This window comes from Devosia pacifica (assembly GCF_014652635.1).
Taxonomy (GTDB): domain Bacteria; phylum Pseudomonadota; class Alphaproteobacteria; order Rhizobiales; family Devosiaceae; genus Devosia; species Devosia pacifica.
On sequence record NZ_BMZE01000007.1, the window covers coordinates 1 to 14,560 of the forward strand.

Below are 14,560 nucleotides of genomic sequence, written 5' to 3' on the forward strand. Positions count from 1 at the left end.
CCAGCTACGAGTGTGCCGATCTTGATTTTCACCAAATCGCAGCCTCGAAGCTTGCTGTCGATCGCAAGATCGAAAAGTGCTCGGTCTCTCATCCTTCCTTCTCGGTCGAGGAAGAAGCGGATCGACCAGATTTGTCTGATCTTCAATGCGCGCTTGGCGCCAACGTGCCTGCCGGCATTCCAGGCAGGTCGTCCTGCAGCAGCAGGGTCATATTGTGAGATACCCATTACATTTCTCCTTCGGCCGAAGCGGCCACGGAGAGAACGAATAGGGCAGGCACATCAGCGGCGGATGCCGACCCCTTTTCGGTCGTTCAGCGGCTGCATCATATCCTCCTCCTCTCTCGTGAGAACTGTGAAGCAAATCAAGGTGCTAACACGTGTTATCAATTTATAGCTCTATGGGCTTTTTCGGGCAGAGATCGTTATTCAGTATCGTGCTAACACGTGTTATCTTAAGGCTTGATATCATTGTGTCAATTGGGTATGTAAAAATAATCGCAAGGGGCAGCATGACTTCAAAAGTAAGAAGCATCGACGTCGCAAACTTGGCGAAAGTGTCGCGTACTACAGTCTCGCAAGTCCTTAATGGGGTTGCCGACGCTCGGATAGGAGAGGAGACAAGGCAAAAGGTTCTCGCAGCCGCCCGTATGCTAAACTATACGCCTAATGAAGTCGGGCGTAGCCTCGTCCGCGGGAGTACCAAAACCGTCGCGCTCGTCCTGCGGGATATATCTCTAATAGAAGTGGACCTGTTTCTGCAGCCTCTGCTCTCGGGTATAATGAAGTCCGCAAGGCAAGCAGGATATGGCCTCCGTGTGGAAGGCGCCCGCGGCAGCCTAGGTGGAGATCCCTACGGCGACCTTGTCGCATCTGGAATGATTGATGGTATGATCGTCGAAAACCCCGATGCTGGCGATCAATCGCTTGCACGCTTGGTTAACACTGGCTGGCCGGTTGTACAGCTTGGTTCCCAGGGCCTGCCCTTCGAGAATACGGTCCAAACCGACAACCAGCTCGCTGGAAGGGTAGCAACCGAGCACCTTCTTCAACTAGGCAGGCGACGCGTAGCTCATGTCTCTTATTCCACTTCCGAGATACGTGCGGTGGTAGAACGCAAGGCGGGATACTTCGATGCACTGAAAAACGCCAAAATCCCCCCGGAGATGGAATTAGTTAAGAACGGGGATTTCGAGTCAAGTAGCGGCTATGCGGCAATGGTAGAACTGATGAGTGCGCCGGGAGGGCCTCCTGATGCTGTATTCGCTGGAAGCGATGCTATTGGATACGGTGTTATCGCCGCCGCACTGGACGCTGGACTTCGTGTCCCCAAAGACGTGGCCGTAATCGGGGTGGATGACCTAAGAACATCCGCTTACTTCCGTCCCTCACTATCGACAGTACGTATACATCCAAGTCTGGCTGGAAGTGCCGCGATGGGCTTACTTATTGAGTTGATGAGAGGTCGAGAACCTCAGAGCCGGTGCATCTACATAGCGTCCGAGCTTATTGCCCGGGGCTCCACCCTGGAGGGCTTTGATAATACTCCTCGTGTTCTTAGCTCTGCGAATTCTTGACACTGGACGACGAAAGCGGCGCTGGCATTGATCCTGGCCACCAACGCACGGATCGCGCGCCGGGTCGACCAAGCTTTGCATCGCAAGCCCGCATATTTCCGATTCCGGGGGCCGCTAGATCGCCACTCCATCTTTGTTGAAGCGTCGCAGGTTTTCCGGTTTGGCCAGAAGACCAAGTGGCGTGCCGGCATCGAGGGCGCTGGTGCCTGCCATGCGCACGATCAGCGGGGCCTGCGCGCCGATATCGACGTAAAGATAGGTTTCTGCTCCGAGACACTCCTTGCGAAGCACGGTGCCGTCCCAGCCCTGCCCTGACGGTCCGATCGTCAGGTGCTCGGGCCGCACGCCCACCGCGGCAGCGTCCAGAGCGGCGGCGCGCTCGCCGGTGAGGATATTCATCTTTGGCGAGCCGATGAACTCGGCGACAAACAGGCTGTTGGGGCGCTCGTAGAGATCGAGCGGAGTTCCGATCTGTTCGATGCGTCCCCCGTTCAGCACAACGATGCGGTCCGCCAGTGTCATCGCCTCGACCTGATCGTGGGTCACATAGATCATCGTGGTGTTGGGCAGCGACTCCTTGAGCGTGGCGAGTTCAAGCCGTGTCTGAACGCGCAGCGCCGCGTCGAGATTGGACAGGGGTTCGTCAAACAGGAAGACTTTCGGATCACGCACGATCGCGCGCCCGATCGCGACGCGCTGACGCTGCCCGCCGGACAACTGGCGCGGCAGGCGCTGCAGCAATGCTGTCAGTTGCAGTTTGTCCGCCGCAGCCTCGACCTTCGCAGTAATCTCTTTTTTCGACAGGCCCTGAATTTTGAGGCCATAGGCCATATTGTCGAAAACGCTCATGTGCGGATACAGCGCATAGGTCTGAAAGACCATGGCGATGCCGCGGCGCGACGGCGGCGCCTTGGTGACGTCGGCGCCACCGATCGACAGCGTTCCTGCAGAAATTTCCTCCAGACCGGAAATGCAGCGCAGCAGCGTGGACTTGCCGCAGCCAGACGGCCCCACGAACACCACGAACTCGTCTGCGGTGATTTCAAGGTTGATATCCTCTAGGATCCGGGCGGCGCCGAAATACTTCTCGAGCTTTTTCAGCGACAGGCTGGCCATGGTTTAACTCCCTTCTGGTATGCGTGCTCAGCGCACGAACACCGCCTTTTCGGTTTGACGCTCATCGAACATGCGAAAAGCCGTTTCCGCCTCCTCCAGCTTGAACGTGTGCGTTGCCAGCCGCTCGAGATCGATGCCGTGGCCTTCGATCGTGCGCAGGATGTCCTGGTACTCGTTGATGCCAAAATACCAGGAGCCAAAGACCGTCACCTGCTTGCGGATCAGCTGGTTGCTGGGATGGATGGTGGTTTCCGCATTCTCGCCGACAAAGGCCATGCGTCCGAGCGGTGCCAGCGCATCCAGGGCCATGTTGTGTGCGGCGGTATTGCCGGAACAATCGATTGCACCGGTCAGGCCATGCCCGCCCGAGAATTCCTGGATCTTGTCGCCAGCCTGAGGATCAAGTGGATCCAGCACCAGATCGGCGCCAAGCGAGGCGGCGAATGCGCGGCGTTCTGCGATGGGATCGAGGGCCACCACCTGGCCGCCGAGCGCCCTTGCGGCCAGCACGCCGCTGGAGCCCATTGGCCCTAGCCCCCAGATGCCGATGCGTGAAAGCCCGTTCACCCCGACCTTCCGGCATGCCGAGAACAGCGTGCCGAACGCGTCGGTCGAGATGGCCGCGGCAATCGGGGACATGCTGGCAGGCACTTTCAGCAGGTTCTGCGCCGGAACCTTGAGATATTCGGCATTGCCGCCATCAGTGGTGAATCCGAGGCACTTCCATTTCGGGCACAGATGCATGTCGCCGCGCCGGCAGTGTTCGCAAACGCCGCAACCGATGGCGAGATAGACGGCGACCCTGTCGCCGGTATTGAACTCGGTGACCGCCTCGCCAACCGCGACCACGGTGCCTGCCGGCTCATGCCCGCACACAAAACCACCTGTTGCTGCGCCGCCGCCGACCACCGCACTGCCGTAATACAGGCTGAGGTCGGACCGGCAAATGCAGGAGGCGTGCATCTCGACGAGCACGTCATCGGGACCGACCTCGGGTACGGCAACGCTGCGCACCTCGACCTGCTTGTTGCCGGGCAGAAAGACTGCCTGCATCTGGGACATAGCAAAGCTCCTTATTTGACGGCGCCGGCGGTGAGACCGCGCACGAACGACCGCTGCATGGCGAGAAAGAGGACGACGAGAGGGGCAAAGGCGATCAGGCCGGCGGCAGCAATGCCGCCATAGTCGACGCCGTAGCGGCCCTGCAGGCTTGCCGCCCCGACCGTCAGTGGCTTGAGGTTGTCGGTCTGCAGCACGACCAGCGGCAGCAGATATTCCTGCCAGGCGAACAGGAAGACGATCAGCACCAACGACATCAGGCCCGGCCTGACCACCGGCAACACGACGGTCATGAACAGATGAAAAAAGCCGGCTCCGTCCATCAGCGAAGCCTCGATCAACTCATTCGGCACGTCCTGCATGACAGTGCGCATCATGAACACCGAGAATGGCATCAACAGCGCTGCCTGCGGCAGGATCACGCCCCAGCGAGTGTCGATCATGCCCATGCCCTGAAGGTTGCCGTAAAGCGCCACGATGATCGATGGCGCGGGGACGACGAGACCTGCCAGGAACAGCCCGAACAGAACCTCGCGCCCCGCAAAGCGCATCTTGGCGAAAGCGAATCCGGCCAGCGGAGCCGTGAGCAGCACCAGCACGGTGACGGACACCGCGGTGATGACGGAGTTGAGGAAATAGGTGCCAAAGCCGGCGTCCGTCCACACGCGGCCGAAATTGGTCAGGTTGACCGGCCAGCTCAACGTCAAGGGGCTCGAGAACAGATCGGCCTCACTGCGCACGCTCGCCAGGAAGACGAGGTACACCGGCGTCAAGGCATAGAGCGCGAAGACAACGAGGATGATGTTCTGCAACAGTCGTGACGACTTGCTCATGGTTCCCTCAGGATGGCGAAGGCGCCGGCACTGATCGACAGCACGATGATGAGCAGCACCACCGAAAGCGTTGCCGCGTATCCGAAATCGCCGACGAGAAAGAAGGTCTTGTAGATGTGGGTGGTCAGCACTTCAGTGGCGTAGCCTGGCCCGCCCTGGGTGGTGACCCAGACGAGGTCGAAAAACCGCATCGCCTCGATCGCAGCATACAAGCCCAGGAACAGGCTGGAGCCGCGCAACAGCGGAACAGTCAGGTCCTTGAACCGCCGCCACCAGCTTGCACCATCGATCTCGGCTGCTTCGTAAAAGGAGGGATCGATCGACTGGATCGCCGCAAGGTAGATGACCACGCAGAACCCGAAGAACGTCCAGGCGCCGACAACGTTGAGCGACAGCAGCGCGGTGCTCTCCTGTGCCATCCAGGCGCCTGCCAGCCCTCCCAGCCCGATCGTCTCCAGACCGTAGTTCATCAGGCCGAAGATGGGGTTGTAGATCCAGCCCCAGATGATGCCGGCGACAACCAACGGTATGGTGCGCGGAATGAAGTAGATTGCGCCGAGCCACTGCACCAGTCGCTGGTTTCGCTCCGCAAGGATCGCGGCCAGAACCAAACCGGCGATCAGAGGAAACGCGAGCGTGAGCAACACCCACAACCCGTTGTGCCACAGCGCCGTCCAGAAGACCTGGTCGCCAAGCATGCGCCTATAGTTGGCGAGTCCGATGAACTCGCCCATGGCGCCATTGTCCCAGTCGAACAGGCTGAAACCGATGACCTGCAGGATCGGCAGCCCCACGAAGACGAGATAGAGCGTCAGGGCCGGAAGAATGAACAGATAGGCAGCTCGCGTCGTCAGCATGGTCACCTCGCCCATTGGCTAGCGCGGGGCGCGGACACGCCGACAGCGTGCCCGCCCCGTCGTGTCGATCAGGGAATCCAACGTTCGCCGTTTTCGATCGACTGTTCCCAGCTGGCCTGCATCGCCGTCAGGAATTCATCGGCGTCCGTGTCGCCGCTGATGAGGCGCTGCAGTTCCGCATAGAGCACCTGGGTGACGCTTTCCGGCAGCGTCGTATGCAGGTCGTAGAAATTGGTATCCGCAGTCGCCAGTCCCTGGGTGTAGAAGGACTTGACGATCGGAAGCGCGTCCCACTGCTCGAGCTCTTCGGGCGTGGTGCCGATGGGGACCAGATAGCCCTTTTCCACCCAGACCTCGCGGCTTTCGGGTGAGATCAGGCAGTCTATATAGGCCGCGGCCGCATCCTTGGTATCGTCGGAGGCAATCGCGGCAACCTGCCATTGCGAGCCCTCGCCCCACATCGTGCCGGGCTCGGCATCCTCGTCAATGGGCGGCAGCATGAAGACCCCGAGGTCGAACGAAGCGCCGCGCGCCATGTCCTGCAGCACCCAGGTGCCGGTGATGGTCATCGCCGCGCGACCCGCGAGAAACAAAGCGTTCGCCTCGTCATAGCCGATCCCGTTGAATCCGGTCGGGAAATAGCCGTCTTCGGCCCAGCTCTGGAAGGTCTCGGCAGCGGACTGGAAGTCCGCGTTGGTCCAGGGCTCGTCGCCGAAAAGAACCTCTTCTTCGGTTTCCAGGCCGGCAGTGAGGCCGAGAATGAGGCTGAGGGTGTTGGTTGCCGGCCAGCGGTCGCGATTGCCGAACGCGATCGGAACAATCCCCGCTTCCTTGAAGGTGTCGACGGCGGCCTGAAACTCTTCATAGCTTGTCGGCACGTCGACGCCGTGCTCTTCGAACAGGGCCGGATTGTAGTAGACGCCCATAAGGTCCTGTTCCATCGGAACGCCGTAAATGCTGCCTTGATAGCTGTTGCGTCCGCGGTAGAATTCATTGATGCCATCCCAGCCGTACTGCTCGTAATAGTCTTCGAGCGGAGCGAGAGCGCCGATGCGTGCATAGCCCGCCAGGACGGAAGCGGCCGGCCAGGTGTAGGCGAGGTCGGGCGTCTTGTCGGCCGAGACCGCGAGACGGTAGCTGTCGCGAATGCCGATGGACGGCGCGACAGTGCGCAGGATCGTAGCGCCATCGAGAGATGGCTCGCAGGTGTCGATGAGTTCGTCCATCGCCGGCCCCGCCGCCGTGATACCCGCAGCGGCAAACTGGTCCCACTGAGTGACTGCGGTTTGCGCCAGCGCGGGCTGGGCTGCGAGCCCGGCAAGCGAGGCTATCGCGATGACGCGCGCGGCGCCACTGGTCTTGGTCATAAGGTTCTCCTCCTTGATGTGATTGGGTGCTCGTACTGGCGTTCCTCGGTCAGGCCAGCAAAGCGCGGATATGGTCGTGCGCGCGGCGCGCCAGGTCGTCGGGCTCGACGGCGCGGCGGTTGAATCCGATCTCCATGGTCAGATAGCCGTCGAAGCCCTCGGTCTTCAGCGCATCGATCAGACTGCGATAGTCGACGATGCCGCTGCCCGGAGGCTCGCGGTCTACGTCCGCCAGATGTATGTGAACCAGGTCACGCTTCAGCCGGTGCACGTAGTCGGTGGGCACTTCGTCGCGATAAAGCGTGTGGAAGGTATCGAACATCGCCTTGACGTTGGGCTTGTCGACCTCGGCCATCATCGTGATGAGATCGTCGCAACTGTCGATAAGGTTGGAGTCGGCGGCGGTTGGCTCAACCGCCACCGTGATGCCGAGCGGCGCGCAGAAGTCGGCGATCTGCGCCAGTGCCTCCGCGCTGCGTGCCCACGCCGTGGCGCGACTGGTTCCAAACACTTGCCATCCGGCCACGTAAAGCAGCGTCTTGCCACCCCAGTCCGCACAGAGCTCGGCTACCTTCTTGTACTGCTCGATGGCATCCGCGCGCTCGATAGGGTTTTCCGCCGCGACATTGAAGCCTGGCCCGCCGCCCGGCGCCGGCAGCATGCTGGCAAGGGCCATGCCGTTGTCGTCGAGCACGGACTTAATCTCGCGCCGACGCTCGGCGCTCAAATAGTCGGGATAGGCGTGCGGGCTTGCCGCACCGATTTCGATGCCGTCATAGCCGATCCGCGAGAGGCGCTTAATGACCTCCTCGAGCGGATATGCCGGCACCCAGACCGGAAAGCTGGAGTATACCCAGGTGTTGAACGCCAGTTTCAATGCTTTTCCTCCTCGACGGCAAAGCGGTTCCATCTCCGGAAGTGGACGCTCCGGGGGGTGCAGCTGCGGCTTGCTGCCGCCGTTTTCGATGTGCTGTTCTTCTTTAAGGCTTAGGCCAGCGCGTATGTCGGCAACAGCCGCAAACTTATCCAGATTGGACAGGTTCATGGGCCGCCATAGGCGTTGCGCTGCCGCATGGCCGCATCGGCGCGCATCTGGGCGTCCTTCAGGGCTCGGTCGCGGCTCTTGTGACCACTCAGCATGGCGTGGATCTCTTCTCCGGCTATGGTGATCAATCCGGAGATGCCGGGGACTGGCGGGCGCGGCCAGGCGCGGAGGATCCCTGCGCGTGCGATTTCATCCACCATGGAAATCAGTGGAGAGATCGCCCGCACCTCCGGATCGCGATTCACTGAATGGCGTGGGCTCGCAAGGCTGCCATGGGTGATGTAGAGCTTTGCGGCTTCACGCGAGGTCAGCATTTCAAGTGCCGCCCAGACCGGCTCCACCCTGGCCGCAGTCAGGTTTGCCGGTATGGCAAGAGCATAGCCACCGAGCGGAGAGATCGGTCGAGCGCCCAGCCCCGATGGTTGTGGCAGGTAGCCGGTCTGTCCGTGGGCCGGTGATTTCGGGTCGCGCTCGAACAGGTGCGCCAGCAGGGTGTGAGCGTAGGCGAGGCCAGTCTGGCCGGACGCGTAGGCCCGCGCGCGATCGTACCAGGTCATCGTGAGAATGCCGGGTGGCGACACCGACAACAGCTCACGCAAATAGTCCGCCGCCGCCACCGCCGCCTCGCTGGCGAACATCGCGTGCAAGTGCTCGGCTGTGACATCCTCTGCTGCAAAGCCATCGGCGATCGGCGCGAGATTGACGATCGGCTGGCCATGAGCCGCCATCAAGACGATGAAGGTGTGCCCGAGAGCCGTGCCGCGCGCAGCATTCCAGGCTATACCATACCTGCCCTCTTCCGGCCGGTGCACTGCACGCGCCGCCGCGAGCGTTTCCGCCGTGGTGCGCGGTGGTTCAACTCCTGCCGCCGCCAGAAGATCGCGGCGATAGACCAGCAACTCGGCGGTGCTGAGCAAAGGCACGCCATATTGAGCGCCCCTGCGCCGGGCACTGATGACCGCGTCCGGCAGAAAATCGGCAACGTCCATGCTGGATTTTGTGATGAGGTCGTCGAGCGGGCGCAGCCGCCCCTCGCTGACCATTTCACCGAACCACGGCAGGTCACAGGCGACGATGTCATAGGCCGATGCGGACCGTTCACTGTTGCGCACGATCTCGTCGCGCAGCCGATCTATCGACAGCGCCCGCGACTGGATCGGCAACCCGAGAATCATCTCGAACTGACGCTTGAGGGCGTTCATCGCCATGAAGGTCGGATCGGCATGGACCAGAAGACGCAGTCCGCGCGGCAACACCAGCTTGCGCGCCAGCACCGTGGGCGCCGGAATAATCCGCGCAAGTTCGGATTCCGGCGTGCGCTGTATCTGGGGCGATGCCTGGTGGTGCATTCCGGCAGCTGCCCCGCGCACCACACCTGCAAAGCGCTGCCAGCGTTTTAGCAGATCGGAAGACGGGTGCAGCGAATACGACTTGCCCGTCGCCGTCTTCTCGCGCTTGACGATGAGGCCGGTGGCGATCATCGCCTCGATGCTGCGAAACGCGGTGCCATAGCTGAGACCCGACGCGGTGGCGAGCGAGGACATCGTGGTGAGCCTGCCGGTCAGATGATTGCGCACCAGATGCAGCACGATGCCCAGATCCCGGGCTTCAAGGCCCAGATTGCGATCCCGGTGGTTGCGCAGTGTTTCGATGAAGTCGACGATCTCGAGCAAAGCCGCGCCGGACTGCTCGTGGGCGACGCTATCCGGCTGGGCCTCGTAAGGTCCCTCCGGAGTCGTCGGCTCCACGACACGTCCTGGGGGCACGTTCCGGCGCGCGATCACGGCCGGCCCGTTTCTAGCTCTGGCGCGTGCCGGCCTGACTCAGCGCGACGGCGAGAATAATGATACCGCCGCGGGCGATGAGCTGCTGGGAGTATTCCAGCCCCATCAGGATCAGACCATTGTTGATGACGCCGATCATCAGGGCGCCGATGATCGAGCCGATGACCGTGCCCCTGCCACCGAACAGGCTGGTGCCACCGAGCACGGCGGCGGCGATGACGGAGAGTTCGTCGCCTTCGCCCAGCTGGAAGCGGCCAGTCTGCAGTCTGCCGGCGTAAAGCATGCCGGCAAGCGCCGCGACCATCGCCGAAATGACGATCACCGCCAGCTTGATCCGCTGGGTGTTGATGCCCGAATAGCGCGCGGCGACGACGTTGCCGCCGACGGCCAGCACCTGACGTCCGAACTTGGTATGACGTAAGACGATATGGCCGATCACGGCCGCAGCCAGCATCCACAACAGCAACGTCGGTACCGGGCCAAGATTGCCACCCCCGAAAATCGCCGGATAGGTGCGGTCAAGAATCGGTATGGCCGCCGTATCGGAAATCCACATGGCGACACCAGTGGCAATGCCCATCATCGCGAGCGTCGTCAGGAATGTCGGTATCATCAAGCGCGTCGACAGGAAGCCATTGATCAATCCAACGATCAGCCCCGTGCCGAGACCGGCGACGATCCCCACCGGTACACCGCCCCAGGCCACGGCCATAGCCGTGGTCACCGAGGCCAGCCCGGCGACGGCGCCGACCGAAAGGTCGATCTCTCCGGAAGACAGCACCAGCGTCATCGCCACCGCCATGACGGCGATCATCGCTGTCTGGCGGGCAATGTTGAGAATGTTGTTGGGGTCGAGAAAACCCCGGTCGTGCAGCGTGATGGCGAAGAACGCGAACACCACGACAAAGCCGATATAAATGATGTTCTGGCGCCAGGTGCGCTTGAAGTAGGCCAGTGGGCTTTCGCCCGCGACCGGCGTCGCGACAAGACGTTCAGCCATTTGTTCCTCCCTGCTGCACGATCATCTGCAGCCGTTGCTCCGCCCTGAGCTGCTCGGCTTCGCCAGCACTCGACAGGTCAGTTTTCTCAACCATCCGAACCAGCTGCGCATCGGATACGACCCCGATGCGGTCGCTGACTGCGACAAGTTCCGCCAGTTCGGAGGAAATGAAGATGATGGATTTTCCCTCAGCCGCGAGCTCGCGCACAAGGCGCAGCACCTCGCCCTTCGAGCCGATATCGATGCCAGCCGTGGGCTCGTCCATGATCAGGATGTCGGGTTCGGTGGCCAGCCATTTGCCAATGACGATCTTTTGCTGGTTGCCACCCGAGAGTAAATTGGCGGAGGCCTCGCGCGAGGCCGTCTTGATCGCCAAACGCCGGATGATGTCGTCGGCACGCTGACGCGAGGCGCGACGATTAACAAAAATGCCCGAGCCGAGCCGGTTGAGGATCGGCACCTCGATATTGGCCTGTATGGAGTGCTCCAGCACCAACCCCTGACGGCGCCGGTCCTCGGGCACGAGAGCCAGCCCCATCGCGGTGGCTTCGCCGGGAGAGCCTATGGTGACGGTCTTGCCGCGCAGGACGATAGTTCCCGCACCAATCGGTTCAAGTCCGAACAGCATACGCGCCAGCCGACTGCGGCCGGCACCCATGAGCCCAGCAATGCCGAGCACCTCGCCCTTGCGCAAAGAGAAGCTGATTGCGCCGTCTCGCAATTTGCTGCGCAACTTGTCGACCTTGAGCAGGACGTCGTCGGACGCGGTGGATTCGGTTGTGAATTCGGACAGGTCGCGTGCCTGCTTGCCCATGATGTCGGCGATCAGGCTCGACAGCGTGTAGTCGCCGATATGCCGCGTGTCGATCAGGCGCCCGTCGCGCAGCACGGTGGCGGCGTCGGCAATGCGGAAGATCTCGTCCATGCGGTGACTGACATAGATGATCGCCTTGCCTTCCGCCTTGAGCCGCTTGAGCAGGTCGAACAGAATTTCGACCTCGCCGGAGGTCAGGGCCGATGTCGGCTCGTCCAGGACCAGGACGTCAGCGTTCTGGCTCAGGGCCTTGGCAATCTCGGTCAATTGCTGCTGGCCTGTCAGCAGTTCGCCCACCGGGGTGGACGGATCGATATCATGGACGCGAAGATGTTGCGCGCCTCGTCTCGCATCGCGCGATCGTCAATGAGGCCGGCACCGGTGGTCGGCTCATTGGCGAGAAAGATATTCTGGGCCACGGTCAGGTCCGGCACCAGGCTCATCTCCTGAAAGATCATGCCGATACCGAGGTCACGAGCGCTGCGCGGGGTGAGGGCGGATCGCCTGTCGCCCTTCACCGTAATCGTGCCCTCGTCGGGGACCTCGACCCCACGAAGGATCTTGAGGATCGTCGACTTGCCTGCGCCGTTCTCGCCCAACAAGGCGCGGATCTCGCTGAAACGCACGTCGAAATCCACCGCGCGCAGGGCGTGAACGCCACCGAAGCGTTTAGAAATGGCGGCCATCTCGATTGCCACCGATCCGGCCACCGTGGCGCTCATTTGAGGCTCACCCACTCGCCGGTCTCGCCCGAGCTGAGGATTGCGTCGGCGATCAGCGAGATCTTGTAGCCATCCTCGAAGTTCGGTGATGGCTGTTCGCCCGAGACGATGGCCTTGCACAGGTCATAGCACTCGATGATCTTGGTCTCGCCGTAGCCGATGCCGAGAGCGGGGATCGGCCACAATCCGTCGCCGTAGGGATGTGCGGCACCGGTATAGACCGTGCGGTAGCCGCGTGCATCGATCGGGCCGTCGGCGAACATCACCTGCAATTCGTCACGCCGTTCGTAGTTGAACGCCAGCGAGCCTTTGGTGCCGTGGATCTCGAAGGTGAGGAAATTGTTTCGCCCATAGGCGTTGCGCGTCGCCTCGATGGAGCCGATGGCGCCGTTCTCGAACCGGATCATCGTGAGCATTTCATCGTCGACATCGACAGGTCCGCGCTCGGCATTCGCCTCACTGCCCCCGACGCCGAGCTTGTCCACGCCGCCCGTTTGCTTCGGCCGAGTCTCGACATAGGTCTTGGTCATGGCGTTGACGGCGGCGAACTCGCCCACGAGATAGCGCGCGAAGTCGATGACGTGCGTGCCAATATCACCGACGGCGCCGGATCCGGCCACCGACTTCTGGAACCGCCAGGACAGCGGGCTTTCCGGTGAGGCGGACCAGTCCTGCAGATAGGTGCCGCGGAAGTTGAGGATCTCCCCGATCCGACCCTCGTTGATCAGCTTCTTCGCGAAGGCAACTGCCGGCGTCCGCCGATAGTTAAAGGCGACCATGTGGATCGACTTCCCGCCCTGGACCGCCTCGAGCATGGTGCGGGCTTCCGCACCGGTTCGCGCAAGCGGCTTTTCGCAAATGATGTGCTTGCCGGCCTTCGCAGCCGCGATGGCGATTTCGGCATGGGCGTTGTTGGGCGTGCAGATATCGATCAGGTCGATATCGTCGCGCGCGATCACGGCCTTCCAGTCGCTGGACGATTCCTCGAATCCGAACCGGTCGCGTGCGGCGTCCGCCATCTCCTGATTGATGTCGACGACAACCTTGCGGACGGGAATGGCGGGAGCGGGCCAGAAGAACATCGGCATCGCGGCATATGCCATGGCATGGGCCTTGCCCATGAAACCGCCACCGATCATGGCGACATTCAGTTTTCGCATTTCGAAGTCACTCGTGCTGGGTTGTATGGGGTGGCGAGGGCGCAAGTGCCCTCGCCTGACGCTCGGGAGGAGCGTGTCAGTTCATCGAGTCGACGATGGTCGAGGGCGCTTTGGTCGCGTAGACCGTCTGCCAGGCGTCGAGCAAATTGTCCTTCTCGACCGGCAGGGCCGGCAGCGCGACATAGTCGGGCGCTTCCTTGTCGAGAAGGCCGTAGCCGGCGAGCAACGCCTCGGTCACGCCTTGGTCGTAGGGCCGCTGCGCCCCGAGGCCCTTGATGAAGCCGTCGCGTGCCATGTCAATGGCGACGTTCTCGCCAAGGTCGATGGTGGTTATGACCAGATCGTCACGGCCGTTGGCGCGCGCCGCTGCGATCACGCCTTCGGCCGGCACGTCCCACACCGCCCAGATGCCGTCGATACCGGGATTCGAGACCATCATGCTCGAGGCGGTGCGATCGGCGTCACCGGTGAAGTCCGGCCCGCCGATACCCTGTTCGGCGACGATCTCGATCTGCGGATAGTTCTCCTCGATCGTGGCCTTGAACGCGTCGTAGCGCTGGCGGGTCACGAAGAAGTCGGCGGCATGATAGACGATGCCGATCTGGCCCTCTTCGTCCAGCGCCTTCGCCATCAGATGCGCCGAGGCGACGCCGTTGCCGTAATTGTCGGCAGAAACCACGCTCACATAGTCTTCACCGGGAACGAAATCGGTGGGAACGTTGTCCATGAACACCAGTGTCGTGCCCGCTTCGGCGGCCTGGCGATAGGCAGATGCTGTGGCGGTGGGGTCCGTCGGAATGGACACGATGATATCGGGACGCTGAGCCATGATGGTTTCGATATCGGAAACCTGCTTGGACGAACTGAAACCGGCATCGGTGGTGGCGATCACCTCTATGCCCATGTCCTCGAACTGGGCTTCGAGGCCGGCAATCTGCGCCTGACTCCAGTCATCGCCGCCATAGTGCATGACGATTGCGGCGGTCGCGTCCATCTCGCGGATTTCAGCGAGTTCTTCATCGGTCAGGCTGACCTCCGAAGCCGCAACCGGCTCCTCCCCGTTCGGCCCCAGCGACAGGGTCTGTTCGGCAAGGGCCGCCAGGGCTTCGTCCGGAGACTGGGCGTGTACGCCGGCAACGCTCATCGAGCCGAGCAGGGCCGCACCGAGCAGCACCTTGGAATTGAATTTGTTCATGTCTTTACCTCCCTTGTGAACTGGCGACGTGG

General features: G+C 61.8%; 12 protein-coding genes and 2 pseudogenes. 1 reads left to right on the top strand and 13 read right to left on the bottom strand.

Going from position 1 to position 14,560, the window contains the following annotated elements; translation table 11 throughout:
- Window positions 1-227: pseudogene (locus IE127_RS19655) on the bottom strand (integrase); the annotation flags it as partial.
- Between the two features lie 152 nt (window positions 228-379).
- On the opposite strand from IE127_RS19655, the gene IE127_RS19360 reads away from it, so the two are divergent.
- The gene (locus tag IE127_RS19360) at window positions 380-1,576 is read left to right on the top strand and encodes a LacI family DNA-binding transcriptional regulator (protein WP_189427450.1); all 1,197 of its coding nucleotides are present in this window, start codon (window positions 380-382) and stop codon (window positions 1,574-1,576) included.
- 114 nt (window positions 1,577-1,690) lie between these two features.
- Here the strand turns inward: IE127_RS19360 and IE127_RS19365 are convergent, their stop codons facing one another.
- The 12 genes and pseudogenes from IE127_RS19365 to IE127_RS19415 form a co-directional block, all read right to left on the bottom strand.
- The gene (locus IE127_RS19365) at window positions 1,691-2,692 is read right to left on the bottom strand and encodes an ABC transporter ATP-binding protein (protein ID WP_189427451.1); all 1,002 of its coding nucleotides are present in this window, start codon (window positions 2,690-2,692) and stop codon (window positions 1,691-1,693) included.
- 27 nt (window positions 2,693-2,719) lie between these two features.
- The gene (locus IE127_RS19370; protein ID WP_210310559.1) at window positions 2,720-3,754 is read right to left on the bottom strand and encodes an alcohol dehydrogenase catalytic domain-containing protein; all 1,035 of its coding nucleotides are present in this window, start codon (window positions 3,752-3,754) and stop codon (window positions 2,720-2,722) included.
- An 11-nt stretch (window positions 3,755-3,765) separates the two neighbouring features.
- Window positions 3,766-4,584: a carbohydrate ABC transporter permease gene (locus IE127_RS19375; RefSeq protein WP_189427452.1), complete on the bottom strand. Its 819-nt coding sequence runs from the start codon at window positions 4,582-4,584 to the stop codon at window positions 3,766-3,768.
- Window positions 4,581-5,441: a carbohydrate ABC transporter permease gene (locus IE127_RS19380; protein ID WP_189427453.1), complete on the bottom strand. Its 861-nt coding sequence runs from the start codon at window positions 5,439-5,441 to the stop codon at window positions 4,581-4,583. The genes IE127_RS19375 and IE127_RS19380 overlap by 4 nt, the downstream gene beginning before the upstream one ends.
- Window positions 5,442-5,509: 68 nt before the next feature.
- Window positions 5,510-6,808 (bottom strand): ABC transporter substrate-binding protein, encoded by a 1,299-nt coding sequence (locus IE127_RS19385; RefSeq protein ID WP_189427454.1) that lies wholly within the window; start codon window positions 6,806-6,808, stop codon window positions 5,510-5,512.
- 49 nt (window positions 6,809-6,857) lie between these two features.
- Window positions 6,858-7,853 (bottom strand): sugar phosphate isomerase/epimerase family protein, encoded by a 996-nt coding sequence (locus IE127_RS19390; protein ID WP_244640388.1) that lies wholly within the window; start codon window positions 7,851-7,853, stop codon window positions 6,858-6,860.
- Complete coding sequence (locus IE127_RS19395; protein ID WP_189427455.1) at window positions 7,850-9,601, bottom strand: extracellular solute-binding protein; 1,752 nt, start codon at window positions 9,599-9,601, stop codon at window positions 7,850-7,852. The genes IE127_RS19390 and IE127_RS19395 overlap by 4 nt, the downstream gene beginning before the upstream one ends.
- 49 nt (window positions 9,602-9,650) lie before the next feature.
- Window positions 9,651-10,637, bottom strand: a complete 987-nt coding sequence (locus IE127_RS19400) for an ABC transporter permease (RefSeq protein WP_189427456.1) — start codon at window positions 10,635-10,637, stop codon at window positions 9,651-9,653.
- Complete coding sequence (locus IE127_RS19405) at window positions 10,630-11,562, bottom strand: ATP-binding cassette domain-containing protein (RefSeq protein ID WP_373297345.1); 933 nt, start codon at window positions 11,560-11,562, stop codon at window positions 10,630-10,632. The genes IE127_RS19400 and IE127_RS19405 overlap by 8 nt, the downstream gene beginning before the upstream one ends.
- A gap of 150 nt (window positions 11,563-11,712) precedes the next feature.
- Window positions 11,713-12,173 (bottom strand): annotated as a pseudogene (locus IE127_RS19780) (ATP-binding cassette domain-containing protein); the annotation flags it as partial.
- Window positions 12,170-13,333, bottom strand: coding sequence for a levoglucosan dehydrogenase (locus tag IE127_RS19410; protein ID WP_189427457.1), 1,164 nt, complete (start codon window positions 13,331-13,333; stop codon window positions 12,170-12,172). The pseudogene IE127_RS19780 and the gene IE127_RS19410, both read right to left, overlap by 4 nt.
- A gap of 76 nt (window positions 13,334-13,409) precedes the next feature.
- Window positions 13,410-14,528, bottom strand: a complete 1,119-nt coding sequence (locus IE127_RS19415) for a substrate-binding domain-containing protein (protein WP_189427458.1) — start codon at window positions 14,526-14,528, stop codon at window positions 13,410-13,412.
- Between the last annotated feature and the right edge of the window lie 32 nt (window positions 14,529-14,560).

What these genes read in the sequence shown, in the direction of transcription:
- IE127_RS19390 (WP_244640388.1), bottom strand. Translation starts at nt 7,853, where the DNA reads ATGAACCTGTCCAATCTGGATAAGTTTGCGGCTGTTGCCGACATACGC.
- IE127_RS19380 (WP_189427453.1), bottom strand. Translation starts at nt 5,441, where the DNA reads ATGCTGACGACGCGAGCTGCCTATCTGTTCATTCTTCCGGCCCTGACG.
- IE127_RS19400 (WP_189427456.1), bottom strand. Translation starts at nt 10,637, where the DNA reads ATGGCTGAACGTCTTGTCGCGACGCCGGTCGCGGGCGAAAGCCCACTG.
- IE127_RS19385 (WP_189427454.1), bottom strand. Translation starts at nt 6,808, where the DNA reads ATGACCAAGACCAGTGGCGCCGCGCGCGTCATCGCGATAGCCTCGCTT.
- IE127_RS19405 (WP_373297345.1), bottom strand. Translation starts at nt 11,562, where the DNA reads ATGGACGAGATCTTCCGCATTGCCGACGCCGCCACCGTGCTGCGCGAC.
- IE127_RS19410 (WP_189427457.1), bottom strand. Translation starts at nt 13,333, where the DNA reads ATGCGAAAACTGAATGTCGCCATGATCGGTGGCGGTTTCATGGGCAAG.
- IE127_RS19365 (WP_189427451.1), bottom strand. Translation starts at nt 2,692, where the DNA reads ATGGCCAGCCTGTCGCTGAAAAAGCTCGAGAAGTATTTCGGCGCCGCC.
- IE127_RS19375 (WP_189427452.1), bottom strand. Translation starts at nt 4,584, where the DNA reads ATGAGCAAGTCGTCACGACTGTTGCAGAACATCATCCTCGTTGTCTTC.
- IE127_RS19415 (WP_189427458.1), bottom strand. Translation starts at nt 14,528, where the DNA reads ATGAACAAATTCAATTCCAAGGTGCTGCTCGGTGCGGCCCTGCTCGGC.
- IE127_RS19370 (WP_210310559.1), bottom strand. Translation starts at nt 3,754, where the DNA reads ATGTCCCAGATGCAGGCAGTCTTTCTGCCCGGCAACAAGCAGGTCGAG.